This window comes from Polaromonas sp. YR568, assembly GCF_943371715.1.
Lineage (GTDB): Bacteria > Pseudomonadota > Gammaproteobacteria > Burkholderiales > Burkholderiaceae_C > Polaromonas.
In genome coordinates, this window is the sequence record NZ_CALRVW010000018.1 from 63813 (window position 1) to 86701 (window position 22889).

The 22889-nt window shown below is 64.8% G+C and carries 21 protein-coding genes and 1 pseudogene; 11 read left to right on the forward strand and 11 right to left on the reverse strand.

The genetic code is table 11. The features are described 5' to 3' along the window. Positions 1 to 438: 438 nt before the first annotated feature. The 3 genes from parC to AAG813_RS13805 form a co-directional block, all read right to left on the reverse strand. The gene (parC, locus tag AAG813_RS13795; RefSeq protein ID WP_341916116.1) at positions 439 to 2796 is read right to left on the reverse strand and encodes a DNA topoisomerase IV subunit A; all 2358 of its coding nucleotides are present in this window, start codon (positions 2794 to 2796) and stop codon (positions 439 to 441) included. Positions 2797 to 2924: 128 nt separating this feature from the next. Continuing rightward, positions 2925 to 3824, reverse strand: a complete 900-nt coding sequence (locus AAG813_RS13800; protein WP_341916117.1) for a lytic transglycosylase domain-containing protein — start codon at positions 3822 to 3824, stop codon at positions 2925 to 2927. A gap of 34 nt (positions 3825 to 3858) precedes the next feature. After that, positions 3859 to 5829: a DNA topoisomerase IV subunit B gene (locus AAG813_RS13805; protein WP_341916118.1), complete on the reverse strand. Its 1971-nt coding sequence runs from the start codon at positions 5827 to 5829 to the stop codon at positions 3859 to 3861. A 150-nt stretch (positions 5830 to 5979) separates the two neighbouring features. On the opposite strand from AAG813_RS13805, the gene AAG813_RS13810 reads away from it, so the two are divergent. Then, positions 5980 to 7209: an MFS transporter gene (locus tag AAG813_RS13810; protein ID WP_341916119.1), complete on the forward strand. Its 1230-nt coding sequence runs from the start codon at positions 5980 to 5982 to the stop codon at positions 7207 to 7209. A gap of 126 nt (positions 7210 to 7335) precedes the next feature. On the opposite strand, the gene fusA is transcribed toward AAG813_RS13810, so the two are convergent. Then, positions 7336 to 9396: an elongation factor G gene (gene fusA, locus AAG813_RS13815; RefSeq protein WP_341916120.1), complete on the reverse strand. Its 2061-nt coding sequence runs from the start codon at positions 9394 to 9396 to the stop codon at positions 7336 to 7338. Positions 9397 to 9559: 163 nt separating this feature from the next. Between fusA and AAG813_RS13820 the strand changes: the two genes are divergently transcribed. The 5 genes from AAG813_RS13820 (at position 9560) to AAG813_RS13840 (ending at position 13863) form a co-directional block, all read left to right on the forward strand. Continuing rightward, a complete protein-coding gene (locus AAG813_RS13820) occupies positions 9560 to 10372 on the forward strand; it encodes an SDR family oxidoreductase (protein WP_341916121.1) in 813 nt (270 codons plus the stop codon). Further along, positions 10369 to 10941, forward strand: coding sequence for a class I SAM-dependent methyltransferase (locus AAG813_RS13825; RefSeq protein ID WP_341916122.1), 573 nt, complete (start codon positions 10369 to 10371; stop codon positions 10939 to 10941). The genes AAG813_RS13820 and AAG813_RS13825 overlap by 4 nt, the downstream gene beginning before the upstream one ends. A gap of 75 nt (positions 10942 to 11016) precedes the next feature. Continuing rightward, the gene (dapA, locus tag AAG813_RS13830) at positions 11017 to 11898 is read left to right on the forward strand and encodes a 4-hydroxy-tetrahydrodipicolinate synthase (protein WP_341916123.1); all 882 of its coding nucleotides are present in this window, start codon (positions 11017 to 11019) and stop codon (positions 11896 to 11898) included. 140 nt (positions 11899 to 12038) lie between these two features. Then, on the forward strand, positions 12039 to 13070 hold the full coding sequence (bamC, locus tag AAG813_RS13835; RefSeq protein ID WP_341916141.1) for an outer membrane protein assembly factor BamC: 1032 nt from the start codon (positions 12039 to 12041) through the stop codon (positions 13068 to 13070). A gap of 22 nt (positions 13071 to 13092) precedes the next feature. Continuing rightward, complete coding sequence (locus AAG813_RS13840; protein WP_341916124.1) at positions 13093 to 13863, forward strand: MBL fold metallo-hydrolase; 771 nt, start codon at positions 13093 to 13095, stop codon at positions 13861 to 13863. Between the two features lie 81 nt (positions 13864 to 13944). Here AAG813_RS13840 and AAG813_RS13845 read toward each other — a convergent pair whose 3' ends face one another. From AAG813_RS13845 to AAG813_RS13855, 3 genes are all read right to left on the reverse strand, one after another. Then, positions 13945 to 14175: a hypothetical protein gene (locus AAG813_RS13845; protein ID WP_341916125.1), complete on the reverse strand. Its 231-nt coding sequence runs from the start codon at positions 14173 to 14175 to the stop codon at positions 13945 to 13947. A gap of 231 nt (positions 14176 to 14406) precedes the next feature. Continuing rightward, positions 14407 to 14925 (reverse strand): hypothetical protein, encoded by a 519-nt coding sequence (locus tag AAG813_RS13850; RefSeq protein WP_341916126.1) that lies wholly within the window; start codon positions 14923 to 14925, stop codon positions 14407 to 14409. 44 nt (positions 14926 to 14969) lie between these two features. Beyond that, positions 14970 to 16148 carry a cupin domain-containing protein gene (locus tag AAG813_RS13855; RefSeq protein ID WP_341916127.1) on the reverse strand — a complete coding sequence of 393 codons (1179 nt, stop codon included), beginning with the start codon at positions 16146 to 16148 and terminating at the stop codon, positions 14970 to 14972. Positions 16149 to 16162: 14 nt separating this feature from the next. On the opposite strand from AAG813_RS13855, the gene AAG813_RS13860 reads away from it, so the two are divergent. Next, positions 16163 to 16687, forward strand: a complete 525-nt coding sequence (locus AAG813_RS13860; protein ID WP_341916128.1) for a peptidylprolyl isomerase — start codon at positions 16163 to 16165, stop codon at positions 16685 to 16687. A 67-nt stretch (positions 16688 to 16754) separates the two neighbouring features. Here AAG813_RS13860 and AAG813_RS13865 read toward each other — a convergent pair whose 3' ends face one another. The 4 genes from AAG813_RS13865 to coaBC form a co-directional block, all read right to left on the reverse strand. Further along, positions 16755 to 17267 carry a glycine zipper 2TM domain-containing protein gene (locus tag AAG813_RS13865; RefSeq protein ID WP_341916129.1) on the reverse strand — a complete coding sequence of 171 codons (513 nt, stop codon included), beginning with the start codon at positions 17265 to 17267 and terminating at the stop codon, positions 16755 to 16757. A 187-nt stretch (positions 17268 to 17454) separates the two neighbouring features. Then, positions 17455 to 17904 (reverse strand): dUTP diphosphatase, encoded by a 450-nt coding sequence (gene dut / locus AAG813_RS13870; protein ID WP_341916130.1) that lies wholly within the window; start codon positions 17902 to 17904, stop codon positions 17455 to 17457. Position 17905: 1 nt separating this feature from the next. Beyond that, positions 17906 to 18325, reverse strand: a complete 420-nt coding sequence (locus tag AAG813_RS13875) for a hypothetical protein (protein ID WP_341916131.1) — start codon at positions 18323 to 18325, stop codon at positions 17906 to 17908. A 6-nt stretch (positions 18326 to 18331) separates the two neighbouring features. Then, positions 18332 to 19588 (reverse strand): bifunctional phosphopantothenoylcysteine decarboxylase/phosphopantothenate--cysteine ligase CoaBC, encoded by a 1257-nt coding sequence (gene coaBC, locus AAG813_RS13880; protein ID WP_341916132.1) that lies wholly within the window; start codon positions 19586 to 19588, stop codon positions 18332 to 18334. 116 nt (positions 19589 to 19704) lie between these two features. Here coaBC and AAG813_RS13885 point away from each other — a divergent pair, with 116 nt between their 5' ends. The 4 genes and pseudogenes from AAG813_RS13885 to eno form a co-directional block, all read left to right on the forward strand. Further along, positions 19705 to 21372 carry a CTP synthase gene (locus tag AAG813_RS13885; RefSeq protein ID WP_341916133.1) on the forward strand — a complete coding sequence of 556 codons (1668 nt, stop codon included), beginning with the start codon at positions 19705 to 19707 and terminating at the stop codon, positions 21370 to 21372. Beyond that, the gene (gene kdsA, locus AAG813_RS13890; RefSeq protein WP_341916134.1) at positions 21369 to 22226 is read left to right on the forward strand and encodes a 3-deoxy-8-phosphooctulonate synthase; all 858 of its coding nucleotides are present in this window, start codon (positions 21369 to 21371) and stop codon (positions 22224 to 22226) included. The genes AAG813_RS13885 and kdsA overlap by 4 nt, the downstream gene beginning before the upstream one ends. Positions 22227 to 22228: 2 nt before the next feature. Next, positions 22229 to 22519, forward strand: coding sequence for a DUF1330 domain-containing protein (locus AAG813_RS13895; protein ID WP_341916135.1), 291 nt, complete (start codon positions 22229 to 22231; stop codon positions 22517 to 22519). A gap of 42 nt (positions 22520 to 22561) precedes the next feature. Beyond that, positions 22562 to 22889: pseudogene (eno, locus tag AAG813_RS13900) on the forward strand (phosphopyruvate hydratase); the annotation flags it as partial.

Here is a 22889-nt window from a genome sequence, read left to right on the forward strand (position 1 = left end):
GATCGCGTGCAAACATGAGGGCCACGTTCTCCGACATGACGCGCTGTGCGCGTCATGTCTCCCCGTACCCGAACCCGCATTCGTTTCCCCCACCCGTCGGGCTGGGCCGAGGAGCGCAGGCAAAAGCGGATCAGGGCTGGCGTTGTTTGAGCGAAGCGAGTTTAGCCAGACCCCGCTTTTACCGAGCACCGCAGGCTGCCCGTAGCGAAGCGAAGGGACCCAGACCATCGGGTCGCCTTTTCTTTGGTGACTTTCTTTTGGCGAAGCAAAAGAAAGTTACTTGCCGCCGGGCAACCCCCGGCTTGTTGGCAAACCACCAAGCGAGATCAAAGAGCCTCAGCCGCCTTGTCCTGGCCCGCGTGAGTCCATAGAAAATAGCCCATCAGCCCAATATCCCCGGGCGCAAGTAGCTATCAAAACAATAGCTTTTCAGCCCCGTCATTCAACCCGGGTGATCCCCGTCGGCTTGAAGCCCAGGTCCGCCGCCTTGCCCTTGCGGCCGCGTGCGGCCCGCGCATTGTTCAGGCTGCGGATCTCCAGCGTTTCCTCGCGCTCCTTGCCGCCACGACCTATGCCCTCGATCTTCACGCTGCGGGTGTACGCCGCCGCGCCGGCCAGCGTGTCCTTGGCATCCAGGTCAATCAGCATCAGGCCGCGGCCGCCGGCGGCCTGGGTCTTGAGCTCGCTGATCTCGAAAGTCAGGATGCGCCCACCGGTGGAGGCGCAGGCCACGTGCGTCGCCGGGCTCAGAGGTGCACCGCCGCCGCAGCCTGCCACCGGCGAGGGCTTGCAGATGGTCTCGCCTTCAGCGCAGCTGATGAAGGCCTTGCCGGCCTTGAGGCGCGAGGTCATGTTCTCGACCGTGGCCAGGAAGCCGTAGCCGCCACTGCTGCTGAGCAGCAAGCTGGCACTGGCCGGCCCGGCGAAATAATGCGCCGGCTGCGTGCCGGTTTCGAGCTCGATCAGCGTGGTCACCGGCTGCCCGTCGCCGCGTGCGCCGGGCAACATGGCCACCGGAATCGAATACACCCGACCCGTGCCCTTGGTGGCCGTGCCGAACACCAGCAGGGTATCGACGGTGCGGCATTCAAAGGTGCCGTACAGGCCGTCACCCGACTTGAAGGCGAAGCTGGCGGCATCGTGGCCGTGGCCGCTGCGCGCACGCACCCAGCCCTTGGCGCTGACCACCACGGTCACCGGCTCGTCGAGGACCTTGACTTCGAGCACGGCTTTTTTCTCGGCCTGGATCAGGGTGCGGCGCGGGTCGGCAAACTGCTTGGCGTCCGCCTCGATTTCCTTGATCATCAGGCGCCGCAAGGCGGCCGGGCTGCCGAGGATTTCCTCGAGTTTGCCCTGCTCTTCGCGCAGGCCCTTGAGCTCCTGTTCGATCTTGATGGCCTCCAGCCTGGCCAGCTGGCGCAGGCGGATTTCAAGAATGTCTTCGGCTTGCCGGTCGCTGAGCTTGAAACGCGCAATCAGCGCCGCCTTGGGCTCATCGGACTGGCGGATGATGGCGATGACTTCATCGATGTTGAGCAGCACCAGCTGCCGGCCCTCGAGGATGTGGATGCGGTCCAGCACCTTGTTCAGGCGGTGCTGCGAACGCCGCTCTATCGTGGTCTGGCGAAAGGCGATCCACTCCTGCAGCATCTGCCGCAGCGTCTTCTGCGTTGGCCGTCCGTCCAGCCCGATCATGGTCAGGTTGATGCTGGCCGAGCTTTCCAGGCTGGTGTGCGCCAGCAAGGTGGTGATCAGTTCGGACTGCTCGATGCGACTGGTCTTGGGTTCGAACACCAGGCGCACCGCCGCGTCCTTGCTCGACTCGTCGCGCACCACATCGAGTACAGCCAGCACGGTCTGCTTGAGCTGGACCTGGTCCAGGCTCAACGCCTTCTTGCCGGCCTTGATTTTCGGGTTGGTGATCTCTTCGATTTCTTCCAGCACACGCTGCGTGCTGACGCCGGGCGGCAGCTCCTGCACCACCAGCTGCCACTGGCCGCGCGCCAGGTCTTCGATCTTCCAGCGCGCGCGCACCTTGAGCGAGCCGCGGCCGGTGCTGTAGGCCGCCGCAATGTCGGCCGCCGTCGAGATGATCTGGCCGCCGCCCGGGTAGTCGGGCCCGGCGATCAGCGTGTACAGTTCGTCGTCGCCGAGCTTGGGGGTCTTGATCAGCGCGATGCAGGCGTCAGCCACTTCGCGCAGGTTGTGGCTGGGGATCTCGGTGGCCAGGCCGACGGCGATGCCGCTGGCGCCGTTGAGCAGCGTGAAGGGCAAACGCGCCGGCAGCTGCTTCGGCTCCTCAAAAGAACCATCGTAATTCGGCACGAAGTCGACCGTGCCTTCGTCGAGCTCGTCGAGCAGCAGGGTGGTGATTTTTGCCAGCCGCGCCTCGGTGTAGCGCATCGCCGCGGCGCCGTCGCCGTCACGGCTGCCGAAATTGCCCTGGCCGTCGATCAGCGGGTAACGCTGGCTGAAGTCCTGCGCCATGCGCACCATCGCGTCGTAGGCCGCCTGGTCGCCGTGCGGATGGTATTTGCCCAGCACGTCACCGACCACACGCGCACTTTTGACCGGCTTGGCGCCGCCGGCGCCGGAAAAGCCCAGCCCCATGCGCGCCATGGCGTACATGATGCGCCGCTGCACCGGCTTCTGGCCATCGCAGACATCGGGCAAGGCCCGGCCCTTGACCACGCTGAGCGCGTATTCGAGGTAGGCGCGCTGGGCATAGGCGGCCAGCGATTCCTGGTCAGGGACGTCGGGCGGGGAAGGCGGGGCAGGCGTAAAAAGATCGTCCATCGGGTTTCAAACTGAAAAAGGGATAGAGGTCAAAAGAGGTGGCCGTACCAGAGGGCCGGCTGGCCATCGCAGGCGATTATGGCCTCACGCGGAACTGCAGTTCCACGTCAGGACGCCAGATCAGGACACTAGTCGCGCTCGACCCGGAATTCCGGTGCGACCGGGCTTTGCACGACCAGGGTCGGCAATTGGTTGCCGCGCCCGGTGGCGCCGCCAGCGGACGGGCTGGAAGAAATCTTGCTGCCGCCCATCATTTCCATCCTGACGCGGCCCGAGCGCCGTGATTCACTGATGCTGCTCGGCGGCTTGAGGTGGCGGTAGAGCTGCATCACGGTCTTGACGTAATTTTTGGTCTCGGGATAGTTGGGGATCTTGTTGCCGTAACGCTGGACCGCGCCTTCGCCGGCGTTGTAGGCGGCTACTGCCAGCTCGAGCTGGCCGGGGAACAGGTCGATCAGGTAACGCAGGTAACGCGAGCCGGCCCCGATGTTGGTTCTCGGGTCGGTCAGTTTTTTCTCGATCGGGGAATTTTTGTCGCCACGCACGCCGTATCGCTGGGCCGTGGGTGGCATCAGCTGCATCAGGCCCACCGCGCCCTTGGGCGACACCGCGTGGGTGTTGAAGCCCGACTCGGTGGCAATCAGCGCCTGCAGCAGCTCGTAGTCGATGTCCTGGGCCACCGAGGCCTCGCGCAGCAGATGTTTGACCGCCTTGTAGTTGGGTGAAACGTCGAAAAAGGCCAGCAGCTTGGGCGGGGCACCGGGCATGCCGCCGCCGTAGGCGCCCGCCGAAGCGCGCCCGCCACGGCTGGTGTCAAAACTCTCGCCGCCGCGGAAAAACAGCTGGTAACGCTCGTCGAGCCGCTCGGACGAAAAATGCGCCACCCCCTGGTCGTCCACATAGCCCCAGACGTCGGCACGGGCCGGCGCGCTGGCCAGCAGCAGGGCTGCAGCGGCTATCAAAAATGATAGCTGCCTGCGCACTGCCCACAAGGGCTGGAGCCATTTTTGATGCATGAAATAACTCATGCCTTGCAAATCTGCAGTTGGCGCATGGTGTCCTTTAAATGTCGATCTCCACGGCATCGCCGTGCAGTTCCATCAGTTCGCGCCGCGCGGCGGCTTCGCCCTTGCCCATCAATTTCGTCACCAGACTCTCGGTCTGGGCAAAGTCGATATTGCCGAGTTGCACCGGCAACAGCCGGCGCGTATCAGGATTGAGTGTGGTTTCCCACAATTGTTCCGCATTCATTTCGCCCAGGCCCTTGAAGCGGCTGATCGCCCAAGCCCCTTCACGCACGCCTTCCTTGCGCAATTTGTCGAGAATGGCCGTCAACTCGCCTTCATCAAGCGCGTACGCCTTCGATGCAGGCTTCTTTCCGCGGGCCGGGGCGTCCACCCTGAAGAGCGGTGGTCGCGCGACAAAGATATGCCCAGTTGCAATAAGTTGGGGGAAATGCCGGAAAAACAAGGTCAGCAGCAGCACCTGGATGTGCGAGCCGTCCACATCCGCATCACTGAGGATGCAGATCTTGCCGTAACGCAGGCCGCTGAGGTCAGGGGAATCGTTGGGGCCGTGCGGGTCCACACCAATGGCTACCGCGATGTCGTGGATCTCGGTGTTGGCAAACAGCCGGTCGCGCTCGACCTCCCAGGTGTTGAGCACCTTGCCGCGCAGCGGCAGGATGGCCTGGCTTTCCTTGTCGCGCCCCATCTTGGCGCTGCCACCGGCGGAGTCGCCCTCAACCAGAAACACTTCGTTGTGCGCCAGGTCCTTGCTTTCACAGTCGGTCAGCTTGCCCGGCAGCACGGCCACGCCCGAGCCCTTGCGTTTTTCCACCTTTTGGCCGGCCTTCTGGCGGGTTTGCGCGGCCTTGATCGCCAGTTCGGCCAGTTTTTTGCCGTAGTCCACATGCTGGTTCAGCCAGAGTTCCAGCGTCGGCCGCACAAAACTCGAGACCAGGCGCACCGCATCGCGCGAATTGAGCCGCTCCTTGATCTGGCCCTGGAACTGCGGGTCCAGCACCTTGGCCGAAAGCACATAGCTGGCGCGGGCAAACACGTCTTCGGGCAACAGCTTGACGCCTTTGGGCAGCAGCGAATGCAGCTCGATGAAACTCTTGACGGCCTGGAACACGCCATCGCGCAGGCCGCTTTCATGCGTTCCGCCGGCGCTGGTCGGGATCAGGTTGACATAACTCTCGCGCACCGGCTGGCCGTCCTCGGTGAAGGCCAGGCACCACTGGGCGCCCTCGCCCTCGGCAAAACTGTCGTGCGCCGCATCGGCAAAACCCTCGCCCTCGAACAGCGGAATCACCGGATCGGCGTTCAGGGTCTGCATCAGGTAGTCGCGCAGGCCGCCCTTATAGACCCATGTCTGCACCTCTTTGGTCTTCTCCACCACCAGCGTCACGGTGACGCCAGGCATCAGCACGGCCTTGCTGCGCAGCAGATGGGTCAGCTCGGCCATGGGCAGGGCCGAGGCCTCGAAATATTTGGCGTCCGGCCAGGCACGCACGGTGGTGCCGGACTTGCGGTCGCCCTCGGCCGCCTTGCGCAGCTCCAGCGGCTCGGTGACATCGCCCGCCTCGAACACCAGCCTGGCCACCATGCCGTCACGGTAGGAGGTCGCCTCCAGCCGTTTGGACAGCGCGTTGGTCACGCTGACGCCGACGCCGTGCAGGCCGCCGGAAAAACTGTAGGCCCCGCCCTTGCCCTTGTCGAACTTGCCGCCGGCATGCAGGCGGGTGAAGACCAACTCGATCACCGGCGCCTTTTCCTCCGGATGCAGGCCGTAGGGAATGCCGCGGCCGTCATCCTCGACGCTGATGGAGCCGTCGGTGTGCAGCGTGACCTTGATCTTCTTGCCATGGCCAGCCAGCGCCTCGTCGGCCGAGTTGTCCAGCACTTCCTGGATGATGTGCAGCGGATTGTCGGTGCGCGTGTACATGCCGGGCCGCTGCTTGACGGGCTCCAGGCCCTTGAGCACGCGGATCGAGCCTTCGGAGTAGTCGTTGGGTAGTTTGGTCGCCATGGGGGGTGGATTGTAGTCCCGGATGATTTTAAGACTGGATGAATATACAGCCTTTCATCCAGCGCACTCCGAAACCCATGCCATGGCGCTCATCAATGACCCCCAAAACTTTCAAAAGCAGAATGCAGCGCCATTGGGTACATTCTCCGGATGCAATCCCCAAGCCGAAATCTCTCCATGGCCCAGGTGCTCATCTGCGGCGCCGCCATCGTCACCCTGTCCATGGGCATACGTCACGGCTTCGGCCTGTGGCTGCAGCCGATCACCCAGGCCCAGGGCTGGACCCGTGAAACCTTTGCCTTTGCCCTGGCGGTGCAAAACCTGTCCTGGGGCGTGTTCGGCATTTTTGCCGGCATGCTGGCCGACCGTTTTGGCGCGTTTCGCGTCATTGCGGGCGGCGCCGTGCTGTATGCGCTGGGACTGGTCGGCATGGCGCTATCGCCAACCGGCCTGCTGTTCACGCTGACGGCCGGCGTGCTCATAGGCGCGGCGCAGGCAGGCACCACCTATGCCGTGATTTATGGCGTGATCGGCCGCAACATTTCGGCCGACAAACGCTCTTGGGCCATGGGTGTGGCGGCGGCGGCAGGCTCTTTCGGGCAGTTCCTGATGGTGCCGGTCGAAGGTTTCCTGATCAGCGGCCTGGGCTGGAAAGAGGCGCTGCTGGTGCTGGGCGCCGCGGTGCTGCTGATCGCCCCGCTGGCCTTTGGCCTGCGCGAAACCCGCTTCGGCCCCGGCCAGGCGCCGCCGCGTGAACAGACCATCCTGCAGGCGCTCAGGGAAGCCTTCAAGTACCCGAGCTTCCAGCTGCTGATGGCCGGCTACTTCGTCTGCGGCTTCCAGGTGGTGTTCATCGGCGTGCACATGCCCAGCTACCTCAAGGACAAAGGGCTGTCGCCGCAGGTGGCCAGTTATGCGCTGGCACTGATCGGCCTGTTCAATGTGTTCGGCACCTATGCGGCGGGCGCCCTCGGCCAGCGGCTGGCCAAAAAGAACATCCTGGCCTTTATCTATCTCGCGCGGGCCGTCGTGATTGCCGTGTTCCTCGCCGCGCCGCTGAGCCCGGCGAGCGTCTACATCTTTGCCAGCCTGATGGGCCTGCTGTGGCTGTCCACCGTGCCGCCCACCAACGCCGTCGTGGCGCAGATTTTCGGCATCCAGCATCTGTCCATGCTCAGCGGCTTTGTGTTTTTCAGTCACCAGATCGGCTCCTTCATGGGGGTCTGGCTGGGCGGCGTGCTCTACGACCGCACCGGCAGTTACGACATCGTCTGGTACATCACGATTGCGCTGGGCGTGTTTGCGGCACTGATCAACCTGCCGGTGCGCGAAGCGGCCATCCACCGTCCTGCGGCGGGCCGCGTGCCCCAAGGTGCCTGACATGGCACGCAAGCTCGCCTTGTATGTACTGGCCATCGCGGCCACGCTGGGCGTGTTTGCGCTGTATTTGCGGCCCGACTTTTTGCTGACGCTGGCCGACCAGCTCTGGGCCTGCTTCTAGGAGCCTTACTCCTCGTCGCGTACCCGGTACTGCCCGGCCAGTTGCTGCTGTACCGCCGGCGGCACCACCTCGTAATGGCTGAAGGCCAGCGTGTAAGCCCCCTGCCCGCCGGTCAGCGCGTTGAGCCGCGACTGGTAGGCAGCCAGTTCGGACAGCGGCACCTGGCCCAGCACGGCCAGCGTACCGGCTTGCAGTCCGCGCGTGCCGCTGACCTGCCCTCGGCGCGCCGACAGGTCGCCTGTGATGTCGCCCATGACGGCCTCGGGCGCCGTGATCTCGACATTCACAACGGGTTCGAGCACCACCGGCGTCGCGGCGCGCACCGCCTCGATCACCGCCTTGCGGCCGGCCGTCGCAAAGGCAATGTCCTTGCTGTCCACGCTGTGGTGCTTGCCGTCGTACACCACCACCCGCACATCGCTGACCGGAAAGCCCGCGACCACCCCGCCGTCGAGCGCCTGACGCACGCCTTTTTCCACCGCCGGCATGTACTGGCCGGGAATCGTGCCGCCCTTGACCTGGTCGACAAACTCGATGCCGGCGCCGCGCGCCAGCGGCTCGATGCGCAGGAACACCTCGCCGAACTGGCCGGCGCCGCCGCTTTGCTTTTTGTGGCGGTGGTGGCCGGCGGCCGGCGCGGTGACCGTTTCGCGGTAGGCAATACGCGGCGGCCGCGTGTTCACCTCACATTTGTAGACCTCGGTCAGCCGTTCGATCAGCGTGCGCAGGTGCAGCTCGCCGAGGCCGTACACCACGGTTTCATTGGTCTGCGCCACATGTTCCAGCCGCAGGCAGGGATCTTCATCCACCAGCCGCTGCACCAGGTCCCACATGCGCTGCTCGTCGCCGCGGCGTCGGGGCTCGATGGCCAGCCCGTGCACCGGCACCGGAAAGTCCAGCGGCTGCAGGTGAATGTGTTCATCCTCCGCCGCATCGTGCAGCACGGCGTCAAAATGGATCTCGTCGACCTTGGCCACGGCGCACAGCTCACCCGGCCCGGCGCTGGTAATTTCCATGTGGTCCTTGCCCTGCAGCCGGAACAGGTGGCCGACCTTGAAGGGGCGCCTGCCGTCGCCGATGTAGAGCTGGCTGCCCGGGGTCACCGTGCCCTGGTGCACCCGGAAGATACCCATCTTGCCGACATAGGGGTCCACACTGACCTTGAAAACATGCGCCAGCACATGTCTGGCCGGATCGGGCACGGCCCGCACCGGGACGGCGCTGGCACCCTCGCCGCGCAGGAACTTCGGCGGGTTGCCCTCGGCCGGATTCGGCAACAGTTTGACCATCACGTCCAGCAGTTCGGCCACACCGGCACCGTTGCGTGCCGACACAAAACACACGGGAATCAAATGCCCCTCGCGCAGGGCCTGCTCCAGCGGCGCGTGCAGCTCCCGGGGATCAACGTCGCCTTCGTCCAGGTAACGCTCGACCAAGGCCGGATCGACCTCGACCACCTGCTCGACCAGCGCGCGGTGGGCCAGCGCCACGCTGGAAAAATCGGACTCCCCGGCCGGATTGAAAAAACAGTCCACCACCCGGGTGCCGCCGCCAGCGGGCAGGTTCAGGGGCAGGCATTCCTTGCCGAAGGCGTCCTGGATGGCGGCCAGCAGCCCGGGAAGGTCAGTGCCCAGCGCGTCGACCTTGTTGATGATCACCATGCGGCACAAGCCGCGGCCGGCGGCCCAGTCCATCATGCGGCCGCTCATGAGCTCCAGCCCGCTGGCGGCACTGACGACCAGGGCGGCGGTTTCCACCGCCTCCAGCGCCGGCAGCGATTGCCCGAGAAAATCCGGCGCGCCGGGCGTGTCGATGATGTGAATGCGTGTGTCCAGGTGCTGCAGATGGACCAGCGCCGAATGCAGCGAATGCTGGGCGCGGCGCTCCAGCGGATCGAAGTCGCTGACCGTCGTGCCGCGCTCCAGGCTGCCCGGGGCGCCGATGGCGCCCGCCTGGTGCAGCAGGGCCTCGACCAGAGTGGTTTTGCCGCTGGCCGCTGCGCCCACCAGCGCCAGCGTGCGCAGGGCGGGAACGGCCGAAGGAACCGGATGCGTGGAAGAGGACATGGCGCGCTCCTGAGTGCCGGGCGTGGCGCCTGCGCCCGATGGGTTGGCCTGACGCCTGAAGCAGATGACAGCGTAAGGGATAGACCGCACCGGGGCAAGAGGCCGGTGCAAACGTCAAACGGTGGTAGTCTTTCGCCTCCACACACGCAGGGGACAGCAGGCCATGAAAACCATCGTCATCACCGGGGCGTCCGACGGCATAGGCGCGGAAATGGCGCGCCAGCTGGCGCAGCGCCATGGCGCGGCGGTGGCGCTGGTGCTGGCCGCGCGCAATGAAGAAGCGCTCCATGCCGTCGCCACCCAGTGCCGGGCCGGCGGGGCCGCGGCGCTGGTGGTCCGCACCGATGTCTCCGAGCCGGCCCAGTGCCGAGCGCTGATCAGCACCGCCGTCGAGGCCTTCGGGCAGATCGACGCCCTGATCAACAACGCCGGCATGTCGGCGCAGGCCCTGTTTGAAGATGTGAAAACCGACGACCTGGGCTGGTACGAAGACCTGATGCGCATCAACCTCTGGGGCAGCGTCTGGTGTACGCACGCCGCCCTGCCCCACCTGAAACAAAGTCGCGGCAGCCTGGTGGCAGTGTCCAGCCTGGCCGGGCTGGTGGGTGTGCCGGGGCGCACCGCCTACAGCGCCAGCAAATTTGCCATGACCGGCTTTTTTGAAGCCCTGCGCGCCGAGCTGAAAACGGCCGGTGTCAGCGTCACCACCGCTTACCCCGGCGTGGTGGCCACACAGATCCGCTACCGGGGCTTCAACGCCGCGGGCGCACCCGCCGGCGCCAGCGGCCTCAAGGAAGACGATGCCATGAGCGTCGAGACCTGTGCCCGGCTGATTCTCGACGGCATGGACCAACGCGCGCGCGAGGTCGTGATGACGCCCAAAGGCAAACTCGGGCGCTGGCTCAAGCTGCTGGCGCCTGGAGCCGTCGAATCCATGGCACTGGCCGCCCTCAAGGATGAGGTCAAGCCGCATTGAAAACCGATACGACACCTGCCCATGCCAGCCTCGTCCAGTCAGCCTGGGTCCGGCGCTGGTCCCACCTGGTGCCGGCCCAGGGCCGCGTGCTCGATGTCGCCTGCGGCCATGGCCGGCATGCTTACTGGTTTCACCAGCAAAATCACCCCCTGACGCTTGTGGATCGGTCGCAGGAAGCTATCGAATCGATAGCAATCCCCGCAGAAACCTGCGAAGCCGTGGTGGCCGACATTGAAAACGGTCCCTGGCCTTTTGCGGGCCGCCAGTTCGACGCCGTCGTCGTCACCAATTACCTGTGGCGGCCCCTGCTGCCCACGCTGCTGGCCAGCCTGGCACCGGGCGGCGTGCTGATTTATGAAACCTTTGCCCAGGGCAACGAAACCGTGGGCAAACCCTGGCGGCCCGATTTCCTGCTGCGCACCGGCGAGCTGCTGGAGGTCTGCCGTGGCCTGCGGGTGGTCGCGTTTGAAGACGGCTTCCAGCAAGCCCCCGACCGCTTTACACAGCGGATTGCAGCCGTGCGGGAACTGGCGTCGCCGGGGACGGTCCCACGCTATCTGCTAGCCTAGCGCACTGGGTAGAATGCTGAATTGGCTTTACCGCAGCATTGGCCCCGGCCAGCGCTCCACCCCTGACACAAAGACATGAAAACCATTACCGGCAGCATCGTTGCACTGGCGACCCCCCTGCATGAAGACGGCAGCGTTGACTACCCGACCCTGCGCAAGCTGGTGGACTGGCATATCGCCGAAGGCACCGACTGCATCGGCGTGGTCGGCACCACCGGCGAGTCGCCCACCGTCAGCGTTGAAGAACACTGCGAGATCATCCGCGTCTCGGTGGAGCAAGCCAAGGGCCGGGTGCCGGTCATGGCCGGCTGCGGCGCCAACTCCACCGCCGAAGCCATCGAGCTGGCACGTTTTGCCAAAACCGTCGGTGCCGACTGCCAGTTGCAGGTCGTGCCCTACTACAACAAGCCGACGCAGGAAGGCCAGTACCGGCACTTCACCGCGATAGCCGAAGCGGTGGATCTGCCGATGGTGCTGTACAACGTCCCCGGCCGCACCGTGGCCGACATGCTGCACGCCACCGTGCTGCGCCTGGCGCAGGTACCCGGCATCGTGGGCATCAAGGAAGCGACCGGCAACATCGAACGCGCGCAGTGGCTCATCAAGGAAGTGCCGGCCGGCTTTGCCGTCTATTCCGGCGACGATCCGACCGCCGTGGCGCTGATGCTGTGCGGCGGCCAGGGCAACATCAGTGTGACGGCCAATGTGGCGCCGCGCCTGATGCATGAACTCTGCATGGCAGCCATCGCCGGCGATGCGCGCAGCGCGATGAAGATCCAGCTCCAGCTGCTGCCGCTGCACAAACATCTGTTCGTGGAAGCCAACCCGATCCCTGTCAAATGGGCCATGGCCCGCATGGGCCTGTGCGGCGGCACCCTGCGCCTGCCCATGACCCCGCTTGAAACGGCCAACGAGGCCACGGTCGAAAACGCCCTGCGCGTTTGCGGCCTGCTCTGATTTTTAAGGAACCCCCAGTGATGACATTGCACACGCCCAGCGCTTCCGGATCTGTATCTGCACCACGGCTTGCCGCGGCCCCGCTGCTGGCGCTCGTCGCCGCGCTGCTTCTCTCGGGTTGCTCTTCATTGAGCGAGTCGATGCAGGGCGACAAGGTCGATTACAAAAGCGCAGGCAAAGCGCCTTCGCTCGAGGTTCCTCCCGACCTGACGCAGCTGTCGCGCGATACCCGTTACGTTGTGCCCGGCAGTTCCGTGACGGCCAGCGGCTTCCAGGTCGGCCAGACCACCCAGTCCGTGCCGACGGCGGCCTTGACGGTCGGCGACGTGCGCATCGAGCGCGCGGGCACACAGCGCTGGCTGGTGGTGAACCGCCCGGCCGACAAGCTGTGGGGTCCGGTGCGCGAGTTCTGGCAGGAAAACGGCTTCCTGATCGCCACCGAGCAGGAAAACCTGGGCATCATGGAAACCGACTACGCGGAAAACCGCGCCAAGCTGCCCCAGGACTTCATCCGCGCCACCCTGGGCAAGCTGCTCGACAGCCTGTATTCCACCGGCGAACGCGACAAGTTCCGCACCCGCCTGGAGCGCACACCGACCGGCGGCACCGAAATCTACATCAGCCATCGGGGGATGGTGGAGGTGCTGACGGGCACGGTCAAGACACCGCAGAAAAGCGATGGCACGGTGTGGCAGCCACGCCCGGCTGATCCGGAACTGGAAGCAGAATTCCTGCGCCGCCTGATGGTCAAGCTCGGTGTGAGCCAGGAGCAGGCCAAGGCGCTGGTCGCCACCGGCCCGGCGCGGCAGAGCGCGCGTGTCGCCAATGTCAACAACATGCCCGTGGTTCAGATGGACGAGGGATTTGAGCGCGCCTGGCGCCGGGTCGGCCTGGCCCTGGACCGCACCGGTTTCACCGTTGAAGACCGTGACCGAGCCCAAGGCACTTATTTCGTGCGCTATGTCGAGCCTACCGGCGACAAGAAGGAAGCCGGCTTCTTCAGCAAGCTCTTCAGCAGCTCGTCGGCAGGCCCGGCCCCCCTCAAATACCGAATCGCCGTACGCAGCCAGGGCGAAGCGACCACCGTGTCCGTTCTCAACGCCCAGGGCAACCCCGAAGCGTCGGCCAATGCCCAGCGCATCGTGCAGGTCATTGCCGACGACCTGAAATAAGGCGCCGCGTGGAGTCTGGCCGGTGCTGAGGTTCAAAAGCCTGGGCAGCGGCAGCACCGGCAATGCCACGCTGGTGGAGGCGACCGGGCTGCGGCCCAGGCGCCTGCTGGTCGATTGCGGCCTGGGGATCCGGCAACTGTCGGTTCGGCTGGCTCAGGCCGGCCTCGCCGACGGCGACATCGACGCCATCTTCATCACCCACGAACACAGCGACCACATTGGTTGCGCGCGCCAGTTCGCGCGGCGCCACCGGGTCCCGGTCTGGATGAGCCGCGGCACCCAGGAAGGCATCGGCCTGCCCGACTTCGACGGGCTGCTCCGCACCGCACGCGATGGGGAGGCGATTGACCTCGGCGAACTGCAGCTCATGCCATTCACGGTTCCGCACGACGCGCGTGAGCCCCTGCAACTCACCTGCACGGACGGGGCGTCCAAACTGGGGCTGCTGACCGACCTCGGTCACGCGACCGCCCACCTGCTGGCCCACCTCGCACATTGCGATGCCCTGCTGCTCGAGTGCAACCATGACATCGAGCTGCTGGCCCAGTCCACTTACCCACCTTTTCTCAAGCGGCGTGTAGGCGGCATGTATGGCCACCTGTCCAATGCTGCCGCGGGCGAGATTGCCCGCTCGGTCGCGCATGGTGGTCTCAGGCAGCTGGTGGCGGCACACTTGAGCCAGCAGAACAACCGGCCTGAGCTGGCGCATCAAGCGATGACCGAGGCCCTCGGCAGCAGCGCCGAGCTGGTGATTGCCGACGCCGGTTCCGGCACCCCCTGGCTGAGGCTGTAGGGCAAACCCCCAGACCGCGCCGTGTCTGGTTCCCAACGAAAAAAAGCCGCCCGGAGGCGGCTTTCAGGCAAGCGGAAGGAATTACTTCGCGGCGCTGGCAGGCGTCTGGGCTTCAGCAGGCACGGGCGCGGACGACTGTGCAGGTGCGCCGGTTGCTGGCGCAGAAGCTGCGTCAGCGGGTGCGGGTGCAGCAGCAGGTGCAGGTGCTGGCGTCACAACGACGGGCGCAGGTGCAGCCGCTTCTTCTTTTTTACCGCAGGCAGCCAGAGCAACCGCAGCGACGATGGCGGCCAAAACGAGGGACTTGTTCATATTGAGATCCTTGATGAATGAGAAACAACTTATAAATCCGTCAAAAAAAAACCCAAACCTGACGATTCGAGTTCTTCAACGGGGGCGAGTCACACGAGCTCCAACTGCCCTGGGACGAAGTATATGCGGGTTTTCACCGCCGTAAAAACCCTCGATTTACAAAAAAGACGAGAGCCCAGGGCAAAACCACCCCCTGCGCCAGCCAAGCTCCTCCGGCATCGCCCCACGGCGTCAAATCCCCAGTGTGGTCGCCGGGAAGGCCGGCGTGCTGCGCAACAGCTTTTCCGTCAGCCTTTCCCTCAGCGCCACGCGCCGTGCGGCTTCAGAGCCCGCCACACCGGTGCTGCGCACCAGATCCAATCGCTCGAACACCCAGCCCGGGCTCCAGAAGGCGCTGGGCAGGTCGCTCGCCGCCACGGCACCACTGCCGCGACATTCAACAATGTGAGCCCAGGTGCGGCGCCAGGTCACAAACCGCGCATGCCGGCGCGTCACCTCGTCATAGCTCCGGGCCAGCATGGTCAGCGTGCGGCCCGATTTTGACCAGTCGTTGAGGGATTGCGCCACACTGCGCTCGCCCAGCGGCCAGTCTTCGAACGTGGCGTCGCAAAGAATGATTTCACGCCAGCCCTGCGCGGCGGCTGCTGCGAAGGCCTGCCGGACCAGATCGGTAAACGCCGCGCGCCCCTCGAAGCGCCCCTGCAGCAATACGGCCGAAGAAGGCGCGGCGGACGGATGGGGATCGTTCATCATCGGCTCCTTGAAGGCATGAAACAACAGGCGCGGCGCGTGGTTCAGCAACCTTCCGGATGGGCCAGCCAGCCGGCCGCATGCCAGTCTGCCAGCAAGTCCAGCGCCGCAGGCCCCGCGCGGCGAAGGTCGGCCGCAACGAGCCGGCGCTGGTCGGCCAGGCGCCGCATCAGGGTCGCGTCCGCCCCTCTGGCGCGGTAGCTTTCTCCATTGATGAACACATGCTGCTCGTCGTACATCATGCGCGTGCGCGGGTCCAGGCAGAGGCCCTCGGCACAGCGCGGGTCCCAGCGTGTCGACGGGTCGTCAAACCAGACCGAGGCTTTGGGTTCCGTCAGGCATTCACCGAGCGCACAGGCCAGCGCCAGCGGGTCTTTCAAGGCCTCATGCACCGCCTTTTGCGCAAACGCGAGCAGGCCTTCAGGCAGGGCCGCGGGCGTTGGTGTTGCAGCCTGCGATGGATCGCGGTACAGGCCCTGGCTGAGGGCACCATCGTCCTCCTCCTCACCCGCAAAATCCGCCAGACGCTGCAGCAGTTCACTCGCCAGTTCGGCGCGCCTGGGTGCGCGAAAGCCGATCGAATACGTCATGCAGTCCTGCACCTTGCCTTCGTCGCCCGAACAGGCTTCGGCCAGCCCGTCGTGGGCATAACGCGGCGGCAGGTACAGCATGTCACCGGCCTCCAGCACAAACTCCTGCTCGGGCTCGAAGTTCTGCAGGATCTTCAGTGGCACACCTTCCTGCAGCGTCAGGTCTTTCTGCCGGCCTATCTTCCAGCGCCGGCGGCCGCTGGCCTGGAGCAGGAAAACGTCGTAACTGTCAAAGTGCGGGCCCACGCCGCCACCCGGCGTGGCAAATGAAATCATCAGGTCATCGAGCCGGGCATCGGGCACAAAACGGAACTGTTGCAGCAGCTCATGGGCCCGGCGGTCATGCAGGTCCACCCCCTGCAACAGCAGGGTCCACTGCGGCCGGCTCAGGGCTGGCAGGCTGCGCGGCCCGAACGGGCCGGGTTTCATGCGCCAGCCGGTGGGCTGCTGCACCACCAGGCGCGACTCCACCTGTTTCTGCGCCGCGAGCTCGAACAGCTCGCGCCGACTCAGCAAGGGCTGGAAACCGGGTATGGCCTGGCGCACCAGCAAGGGCTTTTTCTGCCAATGGCGGCGCATGAATTGGGCCGGGGTCAGACCAGCGAGAAGGGCAAGGGGTTGATTGACATCCATGGGACAATTGTCCGATGAAAATCACCCCGCAATGCGTTGTTGCCCTGACATGGACGCTGAAAGACACCCTGGGCGAAACACTGGACGAACTCGACGAGCCGGTGGAGTTTCTGCTGGGCGGCGATGACCTGCTCGCCAAGATCGAGGAAAGCCTGCAGGGCCATGAGGCGGGCGCGACGATCGAGCTGCATCTGGAGCCGGAAAACGCCTTCGGCGACTACGACGAAAACCTGGTTTTCCTGGAAGCCCGCAAGCTGTTTCCCGCCGAACTCGAGGAAGGGCTGACCTTTGACGGCGCCGCCCTGCCCGTCGGCGTCAACCCCGACACGCCGACCGACCACATCTACACGGTGACCGAAATTTATCCCGAGCATGTGGTGCTTGATGGCAACCACCCGCTGGCCGGCATCGCGATCCGCCTGAGCCTGAAGGTCGAGTCGGTGCGCGAGGCCACCGAGGCGGAAATCGGCCAGGGCTCCATGGGCACCGGCTTTTTCAAGCTCGAATCGCAGGCGCCCGGCAACAACACACTTCACTGAAACCGCCAACAAAAAAAAGCCGGCCTGCTCTTACGAGCAGGCCGGTTTCAGCTGGTGCCGCAGTAACTTAACGCATGCGGTACAGCTGGTTGTTCTCGATCTTCACGCGGTCGCCGATGCGCAACTCGCCGTAAGAAGGCACGTCATAAGCACGTGTACCACCGTTGTCCAGCTGGACAGAAACGCGGTAGGTTTCATTGACCGGTTGGGTATTGCGGTTTTTCTCGACGGCATTGCCGGCGACAGCACCACCCACAGCGCCCAGCACGGTGGCTGCCGTACGTCCGCTACCGCCACCGATCTGGCTGCCCACAGCTGCACCGGCGACGCCGCCAATCACGGCACCCAGACCCGAAGTCGTGGCCGGTTGTTGCGTACGCAGGACTTCCACGTTGCTGACACGACCGTATTCGATGTAATTGCCCTGCGGGTTCTGCGCAGGGTAAGTCGATGCAGGATAGGTGGAAGTCGGGTAGTTGGAAGTCGGTGCTGGCTGGCTCATGGGCGCAGCGCAGGCGGCAAGCCCGGCAACCACAACCACGGAGGAAACGACGGAAAGAAAACGGGAAGCTTGACGCATGGAAATCTCCTGTGTGTGAAATTCAGAGAGTCCACCGCCTCAACGCCGTTGAAGAAGAAGTTGCCCGAGGACTCTGCTGCATTGATTACACCCACGCCGCGTCGATGAGGGGGTGGGGTCCCAGGCTGTCCAGGCGTGGGAGCCCACTGCCGGCAGGTGTAGGAAAAGCCTGACGCTGCGCCTCTGCTCAGGCCTTGCCGGTTGAACCGTAGCCGCCTTCGCCGCGCTCGCTGGCTGCCGCGAAATCATCGACCACGTTGAACTCGGCCTGCACCACGGGCACGATCACCAGCTGGGCGATGCGCTCCATGGGTTCTATCGTGAAGGCCACCTCGCTGCGGTTCCAGGCGCTGACCATGAGCTGGCCCTGGTAGTCGCTGTCGATCAGCCCGACCAGGTTGCCCAGCACGATGCCGTGTTTGTGCCCCAGCCCCGAACGCGGCAGGATCATGGCCGCGTAACCGGGGTTGTGCAGATGGATCGCCAGCCCGGTGGGCACCAATTGCCAGGCATTGGGCTGCAGGGTCAGCGGCGCGTCCAGGCAGGCGCGCAGGTCCAGCCCCGCGCTACCGGGCGTGGCATAGGCGGGCAGGTTGCCGCGCAGGCGCCCGTCGATGATCTTCACGTCAATTTTCATGTCACTTGCCTTGTTTGAATTCTTTGGCGGCCTGTTCAGCCAGCGCACGCAGGCGCGCCTTGAGCAGTTCCGGCGAGTATTTTTTAAAGCGGTAAATGGCCCAAGCCGCAAAAGCGAGCGGCATGGCCACCGCGAACATGCCAGCGCGCGGAACCAGGATCGAAAACAGTTGCAGCGCAATCCAGGCGAACAGCACCCACTTGCCCACTGTCCACAAGGACGGTCCGGCGGGCCGACCCGATGCAGCGTCCCCGGCGGCTTCCTGGCGCGCCGGCGTGGCGGCCCCTGGCATCAGGCCCGTGCCGGGCTGCGCGTCAGCCTTCGCCTGCCGGGCAAGGACAGCCGCCGCCGCGGCGGCACTCAGTTTTTCCACATACCGGGCAAAGTCACCGTCGGGCGGGGTGTCGGAAGGCTGTTGCACTTGCACTCACCTTGCCTGCTTGATCCGGCTGGCGATCTCCGCCACCAGTTGCCGCGCCAGCGACAGCTTGGAGGCACGCGCCAGCTCGCGGCTGCCCTGGGCGTCGACCAGCAGCAGGGCGTTGTCGTCCCGGCCGAAGGTGGCCGGACCGATGTTGCCGACCAGCAGCGGCACGCCCTTGCGCTGGCGCTTGGCCTGCGCGTTGTCCGCGAGGTCGTGGCTCTCAGCGGCAAAACCGACGCAGAACAGCGCCCCTGACTGCGCTCGCGGCGATTGCGCCAGCGTCGCCAGGATGTCGGCGTTCTCGGTGAAGGCCAGCTGCGGCGCCTGGCCCGAGCCGTCCTTCTTGATCTTGCGCTCCGCGCTGCTCTCCGGCCGCCAGTCGGCCACCGCCGCAGTCGCTATGAAAACAGTAGCTGCTGGTGCTTGCTGCATAACGGCTTCAAGCATGTTTTGTGCTGACCTGACGTCGATGCGCGTGACGCCGCGCGGCGTGCTCAAGCTGACCGGCCCGGCCACCAGCGTGACCTGCGCGCCGGCCTCGCGCGCGGCGCGCGCCACGGCAAAACCCATCTTGCCGCTCGACAGGTTGGTGATGCCGCGCACCGGATCGATGGCCTCGTAGGTCGGGCCTGCCGTCACCAGCACATGCTGGCCGGCCAGCACCTTGGGCGTGAAAAAGGCAATGATGTCTTCGAGCAACTCGGGCGGCTCCAGCATGCGCCCGTCGCCGGTTTCGCCGCAGGCCTGGAAACCGCTGCCCACGCCGAGGATGGTCGCGCCGTCGGCCGAGAGCTGCGCCATGTTGCGCTGGGTCGCGGGGTGGGCCCACATTTCACGGTTCATGGCCGGCGCGATCAGCAGCGGCACCGTGGCAATGGGCCGGGCCAGGCACATCAGGCTGAGCAGGTCGTCGGCCCGGCCATGCAGCAGCTTGGCCATGAAGTCGGCGCTGCAGGGCGTGATCAGGATGGCGTCGGCCTCGCGGCTCAGGTTGATGTGCGCCATGTTGTTGGCCTCACGGCTGTCCCACTGGCTGGTGTAGACCGGCCGGCCGCTGAGCGCCTGCAGCGTCACCGCCGTGATGAACTGCTCGGCGGCTTCGGTCATGACCACCTGCACGGTGGCGCCCTGCTTGATCAGCGCGCGGCACAACTCCGCCGCCTTGTAGCAGGCAATGCCTCCCGACAGGCCCAGTACGATGTGCCGGCCGGCCAGATCGCCGCCTGCGCCGGGGACTTCTTCATTTGCTTGCTTCGTCATGCCCCGCAATGTATCCCAGTTTGTCCGAGCCCTTGACGGCGCGAACCGGAGCGGACGCGGACTCACCCGTATAATCCCCGTTTACCACCTAAGCGAACTTGCGGTTCGTACCTGACATGACCAAATTTGTCTTCGTCACCGGCGGTGTGGTGTCTTCCCTGGGCAAGGGAATCGCCTCAGCCTCCTTAGCAGCGATCCTTGAATCGCGAGGCCTCAAAGTCACTTTGATCAAGCTGGACCCCTACCTCAACGTCGATCCCGGCACGATGTCGCCGTTCCAGCACGGTGAGGTGTTTGTCACCGACGACGGCGCGGAAACCGACCTGGACCTAGGCCACTACGAGCGTTTTGTCGAAACGCGCATGCGCAAGGCCAACAATTTCACGACCGGCCAGATCTACAAAAGCGTGCTGGAAAAGGAACGCCGCGGCGACTACCTCGGCAAGACCGTGCAGGTCATCCCGCACGTCACCAACGAAATCCAGGAATTCATCAAGCGCGGCGCCGGTTACGACACGCCGCAGGCGGTCGATGTTGCGATTGTCGAAATCGGCGGCACGGTGGGCGACATCGAGTCGCTGCCCTTCCTCGAGGCGGTGCGCCAGATGAGCCTGCGCCTGGGCGCCAACAACACGGCCTTTGTGCACCTCAGCTATGTGCCCTGGATCGCTGCCGCGGGCGAGCTCAAGACCAAGCCGACCCAGCACACCGCCAAACAGCTGCGCGAAATCGGTATCCAGGCCGATGTGCTGCTGTGCCGCGCCGACCGCCCCATCCCCAGCGAAGAGCGTGAAAAGATCTCGCTGTTTTCCAACGTGCCCGAGTGGGGCGTGATTTCCATGTGGGACGTGGACACGATTTACAAGGTGCCGCGCATGCTGCACGAGCAGGGCCTGGACGGGCTGATCTGCGACAAGCTGCGCCTGAACACGCCACCGGCCAACCTCAAGCGCTGGGACGAACTGGTTTACGAAACGGCGCATCCGGCCAATGAAGTGCACATTGCCATGGTCGGCAAGTACGTGGACCTGTCGGACAGCTACAAGTCACTCAACGAAGCGATTCGTCACGCCGGCATGAAGAACCATGCCAAGGTGGTCATCGAGTATGTCGATTCGGAAACCCTGACGCCGGACAATGTCTCGCGCCTGGCCAAGTTCGACGGCATCCTGGTGCCCGGCGGCTTCGGCGTACGCGGCGTGGAGGGCAAGATCTGCGCGGCGCGTTTTGCGCGCGAAAACAAGGTGCCCTACCTCGGCATCTGCCTGGGCATGCAGGTCGCCACCATCGAGTTTGCACGCCATGTGGCGGGCCTGAAGGACGCCAACAGCACCGAGTTCGCGCCAGGCACACCGCACCCGGTCATCGCGCTGATCACCGAGTGGAAAGACGAAGACGGCACCATCAAGACGCGCAACGAGCAGTCCGACCTCGGCGGCACCATGCGCCTGGGCGCGCAAAGCTCGGACGTTGCCAAAGACACGCTGGCCCACAAGATCTACGGCGACGTGGTCACCGAGCGCCACCGCCACCGCTACGAAGCCAACGTGCACTACCTCGACAGGCTGCGTGAAGCCGGCCTGGTGATCTCGGCGCTGACCCAGCGCGAACACCTGACCGAAATTGTCGAGCTGCCGCAAAACGTGCATCCCTGGTTCATCGGCGTGCAGTTCCACCCTGAATTCAAGTCCACCCCCTGGGGCGGCCACCCGCTGTTCAACGCCTATGTGAAAGCCGCACTGGACCACCAGGCGGCCGGAAAAACACTGAAAGTCGTGGCATGAAACTCTGTGGTTTCGAGATCGGCCTCGATCAGCCGTTTTTCCTGATCGCCGGCCCCTGTGTCGTCGAGTCCGAGCAACTTCAGATGGACACGGCAGGAACCCTCAAGGAAATCACCGCGTCACTGGGCATTCCCTTCATCTTCAAGTCCAGCTACGACAAGGCCAACCGCTCCAGCGGCACCAGCTTTCGCGGCCCCGGCATGGAAAAAGGCCTGGAGATCCTGGCCAAGGTCAAACGCGAACTGAACCTGCCCATCCTGACCGACGTGCACTCGGAGTCCGAGATTGCCGCCGTGGCGGCCGTGGTGGACGTGTTGCAGACGCCGGCCTTCCTGTGCCGGCAGACCGACTTCATCCACGCGGTGGCGCAATCGGGCAAACCGGTCAACATCAAGAAGGGCCAGTTTCTCGCGCCCGGCGACATGAAAAACGTCATCGACAAGGCCCGTGCGGCAGCGCGCGAAAAAGGCCTGAACGCAGACAACTTCATGGCCTGCGAACGCGGCGCCAGCTTCGGCTACAACAACCTGGTCAGCGACATGCGCAGCCTGGCCATCATGCGCGAGACCGGCGCCCCCGTGGTGTTTGACGCCACCCATTCGGTGCAGCTGCCAGGCGGCATGGGCACCAGCAGCGGCGGCCAGCGCGAGATGGTGCCGGTGCTGGCGCGCGCCGCCATCGCTGTGGGTATTGCGGGCATCTTCATGGAAACCCACCCGGACCCGTCCAAGGCCATGAGTGACGGCCCGAACGCCGTGCCCCTCAAACACATGAAGGCCCTGCTGGAAACGCTGCTCGAGCTCGATCGCGTGACCAAGAAAAACGGTTTTCTCGAAAACAACTTCCAAGTCTGATCATGACCAGTGCCTACATCATTGCCAACGTGACGGTCACCAACCCGGTGCAGTACGAGGAATACAAGAAGTGGTCCAGCGCCGCCATGCAGGCGCATGGAGCCGAGGTCTGCGTGCGCGGCGGCAAGGTGGAGGTGCTCGAAGGCGACTGGGCGCCCGAACGCCTCGTCATCCTGAAATTTCCGACGTTTGAAGCGGCACAGGCCTTTGATGCCTCCCCCGAATACGGCAAAGCCAGGGCCGCGCGGCAAGGCGCGGCCATCATGCGGATGATCATCGTCGAAGGTGTCTGACCCTTCGCCTGCCAGTTTTTAATCTTGATTTGAAAGACCTCCATGAGTGCAATTGTTGATATCGTCGGCCGCGAAATCCTGGACAGCCGGGGCAACCCCACCGTTGAATGCGACGTGCTGCTCGAATCCGGCGTCATGGGCCGCGCCGCCGTGCCTTCGGGTGCGTCCACCGGTTCGCGCGAAGCCATCGAGCTGCGCGACGGCGATGCCTCGCGTTACCTCGGCAAGGGGGTGCTCAAGGCGGTCGAGTACATCAACACCGAAATCTCCGAAGCCGTGCTGGGCCTGGACGCCAGCGAGCAGGCCTTCCTGGACCGCACGCTGATCGACCTGGACGGCACCGACAACAAGGCGCGCCTGGGCGCCAACG

Coding starts and splice junctions, on each gene's coding strand:
- parC (WP_341916116.1), bottom strand. CDS start 2,796: ATGGACGATCTTTTTACGCCTGCCCCGCCTTCCCCGCCCGACGTCCCT.
- AAG813_RS13800 (WP_341916117.1), bottom strand. CDS start 3,824: ATGAGTTATTTCATGCATCAAAAATGGCTCCAGCCCTTGTGGGCAGTG.
- AAG813_RS13805 (WP_341916118.1), bottom strand. CDS start 5,829: ATGGCGACCAAACTACCCAACGACTACTCCGAAGGCTCGATCCGCGTG.
- AAG813_RS13810 (WP_341916119.1), top strand. CDS start 5,980: ATGCAATCCCCAAGCCGAAATCTCTCCATGGCCCAGGTGCTCATCTGC.
- fusA (WP_341916120.1), bottom strand. CDS start 9,396: ATGTCCTCTTCCACGCATCCGGTTCCTTCGGCCGTTCCCGCCCTGCGC.
- AAG813_RS13820 (WP_341916121.1), top strand. CDS start 9,560: ATGAAAACCATCGTCATCACCGGGGCGTCCGACGGCATAGGCGCGGAA.
- dapA (WP_341916123.1), top strand. CDS start 11,017: ATGAAAACCATTACCGGCAGCATCGTTGCACTGGCGACCCCCCTGCAT.
- bamC (WP_341916141.1), top strand. CDS start 12,039: ATGCAGGGCGACAAGGTCGATTACAAAAGCGCAGGCAAAGCGCCTTCG.
- AAG813_RS13845 (WP_341916125.1), bottom strand. CDS start 14,175: ATGAACAAGTCCCTCGTTTTGGCCGCCATCGTCGCTGCGGTTGCTCTG.
- AAG813_RS13850 (WP_341916126.1), bottom strand. CDS start 14,925: ATGAACGATCCCCATCCGTCCGCCGCGCCTTCTTCGGCCGTATTGCTG.
- AAG813_RS13855 (WP_341916127.1), bottom strand. CDS start 16,148: ATGGATGTCAATCAACCCCTTGCCCTTCTCGCTGGTCTGACCCCGGCC.
- AAG813_RS13860 (WP_341916128.1), top strand. CDS start 16,163: ATGAAAATCACCCCGCAATGCGTTGTTGCCCTGACATGGACGCTGAAA.
- AAG813_RS13865 (WP_341916129.1), bottom strand. CDS start 17,267: ATGCGTCAAGCTTCCCGTTTTCTTTCCGTCGTTTCCTCCGTGGTTGTG.
- dut (WP_341916130.1), bottom strand. CDS start 17,904: ATGAAAATTGACGTGAAGATCATCGACGGGCGCCTGCGCGGCAACCTG.
- coaBC (WP_341916132.1), bottom strand. CDS start 19,588: ATGACGAAGCAAGCAAATGAAGAAGTCCCCGGCGCAGGCGGCGATCTG.
- AAG813_RS13885 (WP_341916133.1), top strand. CDS start 19,705: ATGACCAAATTTGTCTTCGTCACCGGCGGTGTGGTGTCTTCCCTGGGC.
- kdsA (WP_341916134.1), top strand. CDS start 21,369: ATGAAACTCTGTGGTTTCGAGATCGGCCTCGATCAGCCGTTTTTCCTG.
- AAG813_RS13895 (WP_341916135.1), top strand. CDS start 22,229: ATGACCAGTGCCTACATCATTGCCAACGTGACGGTCACCAACCCGGTG.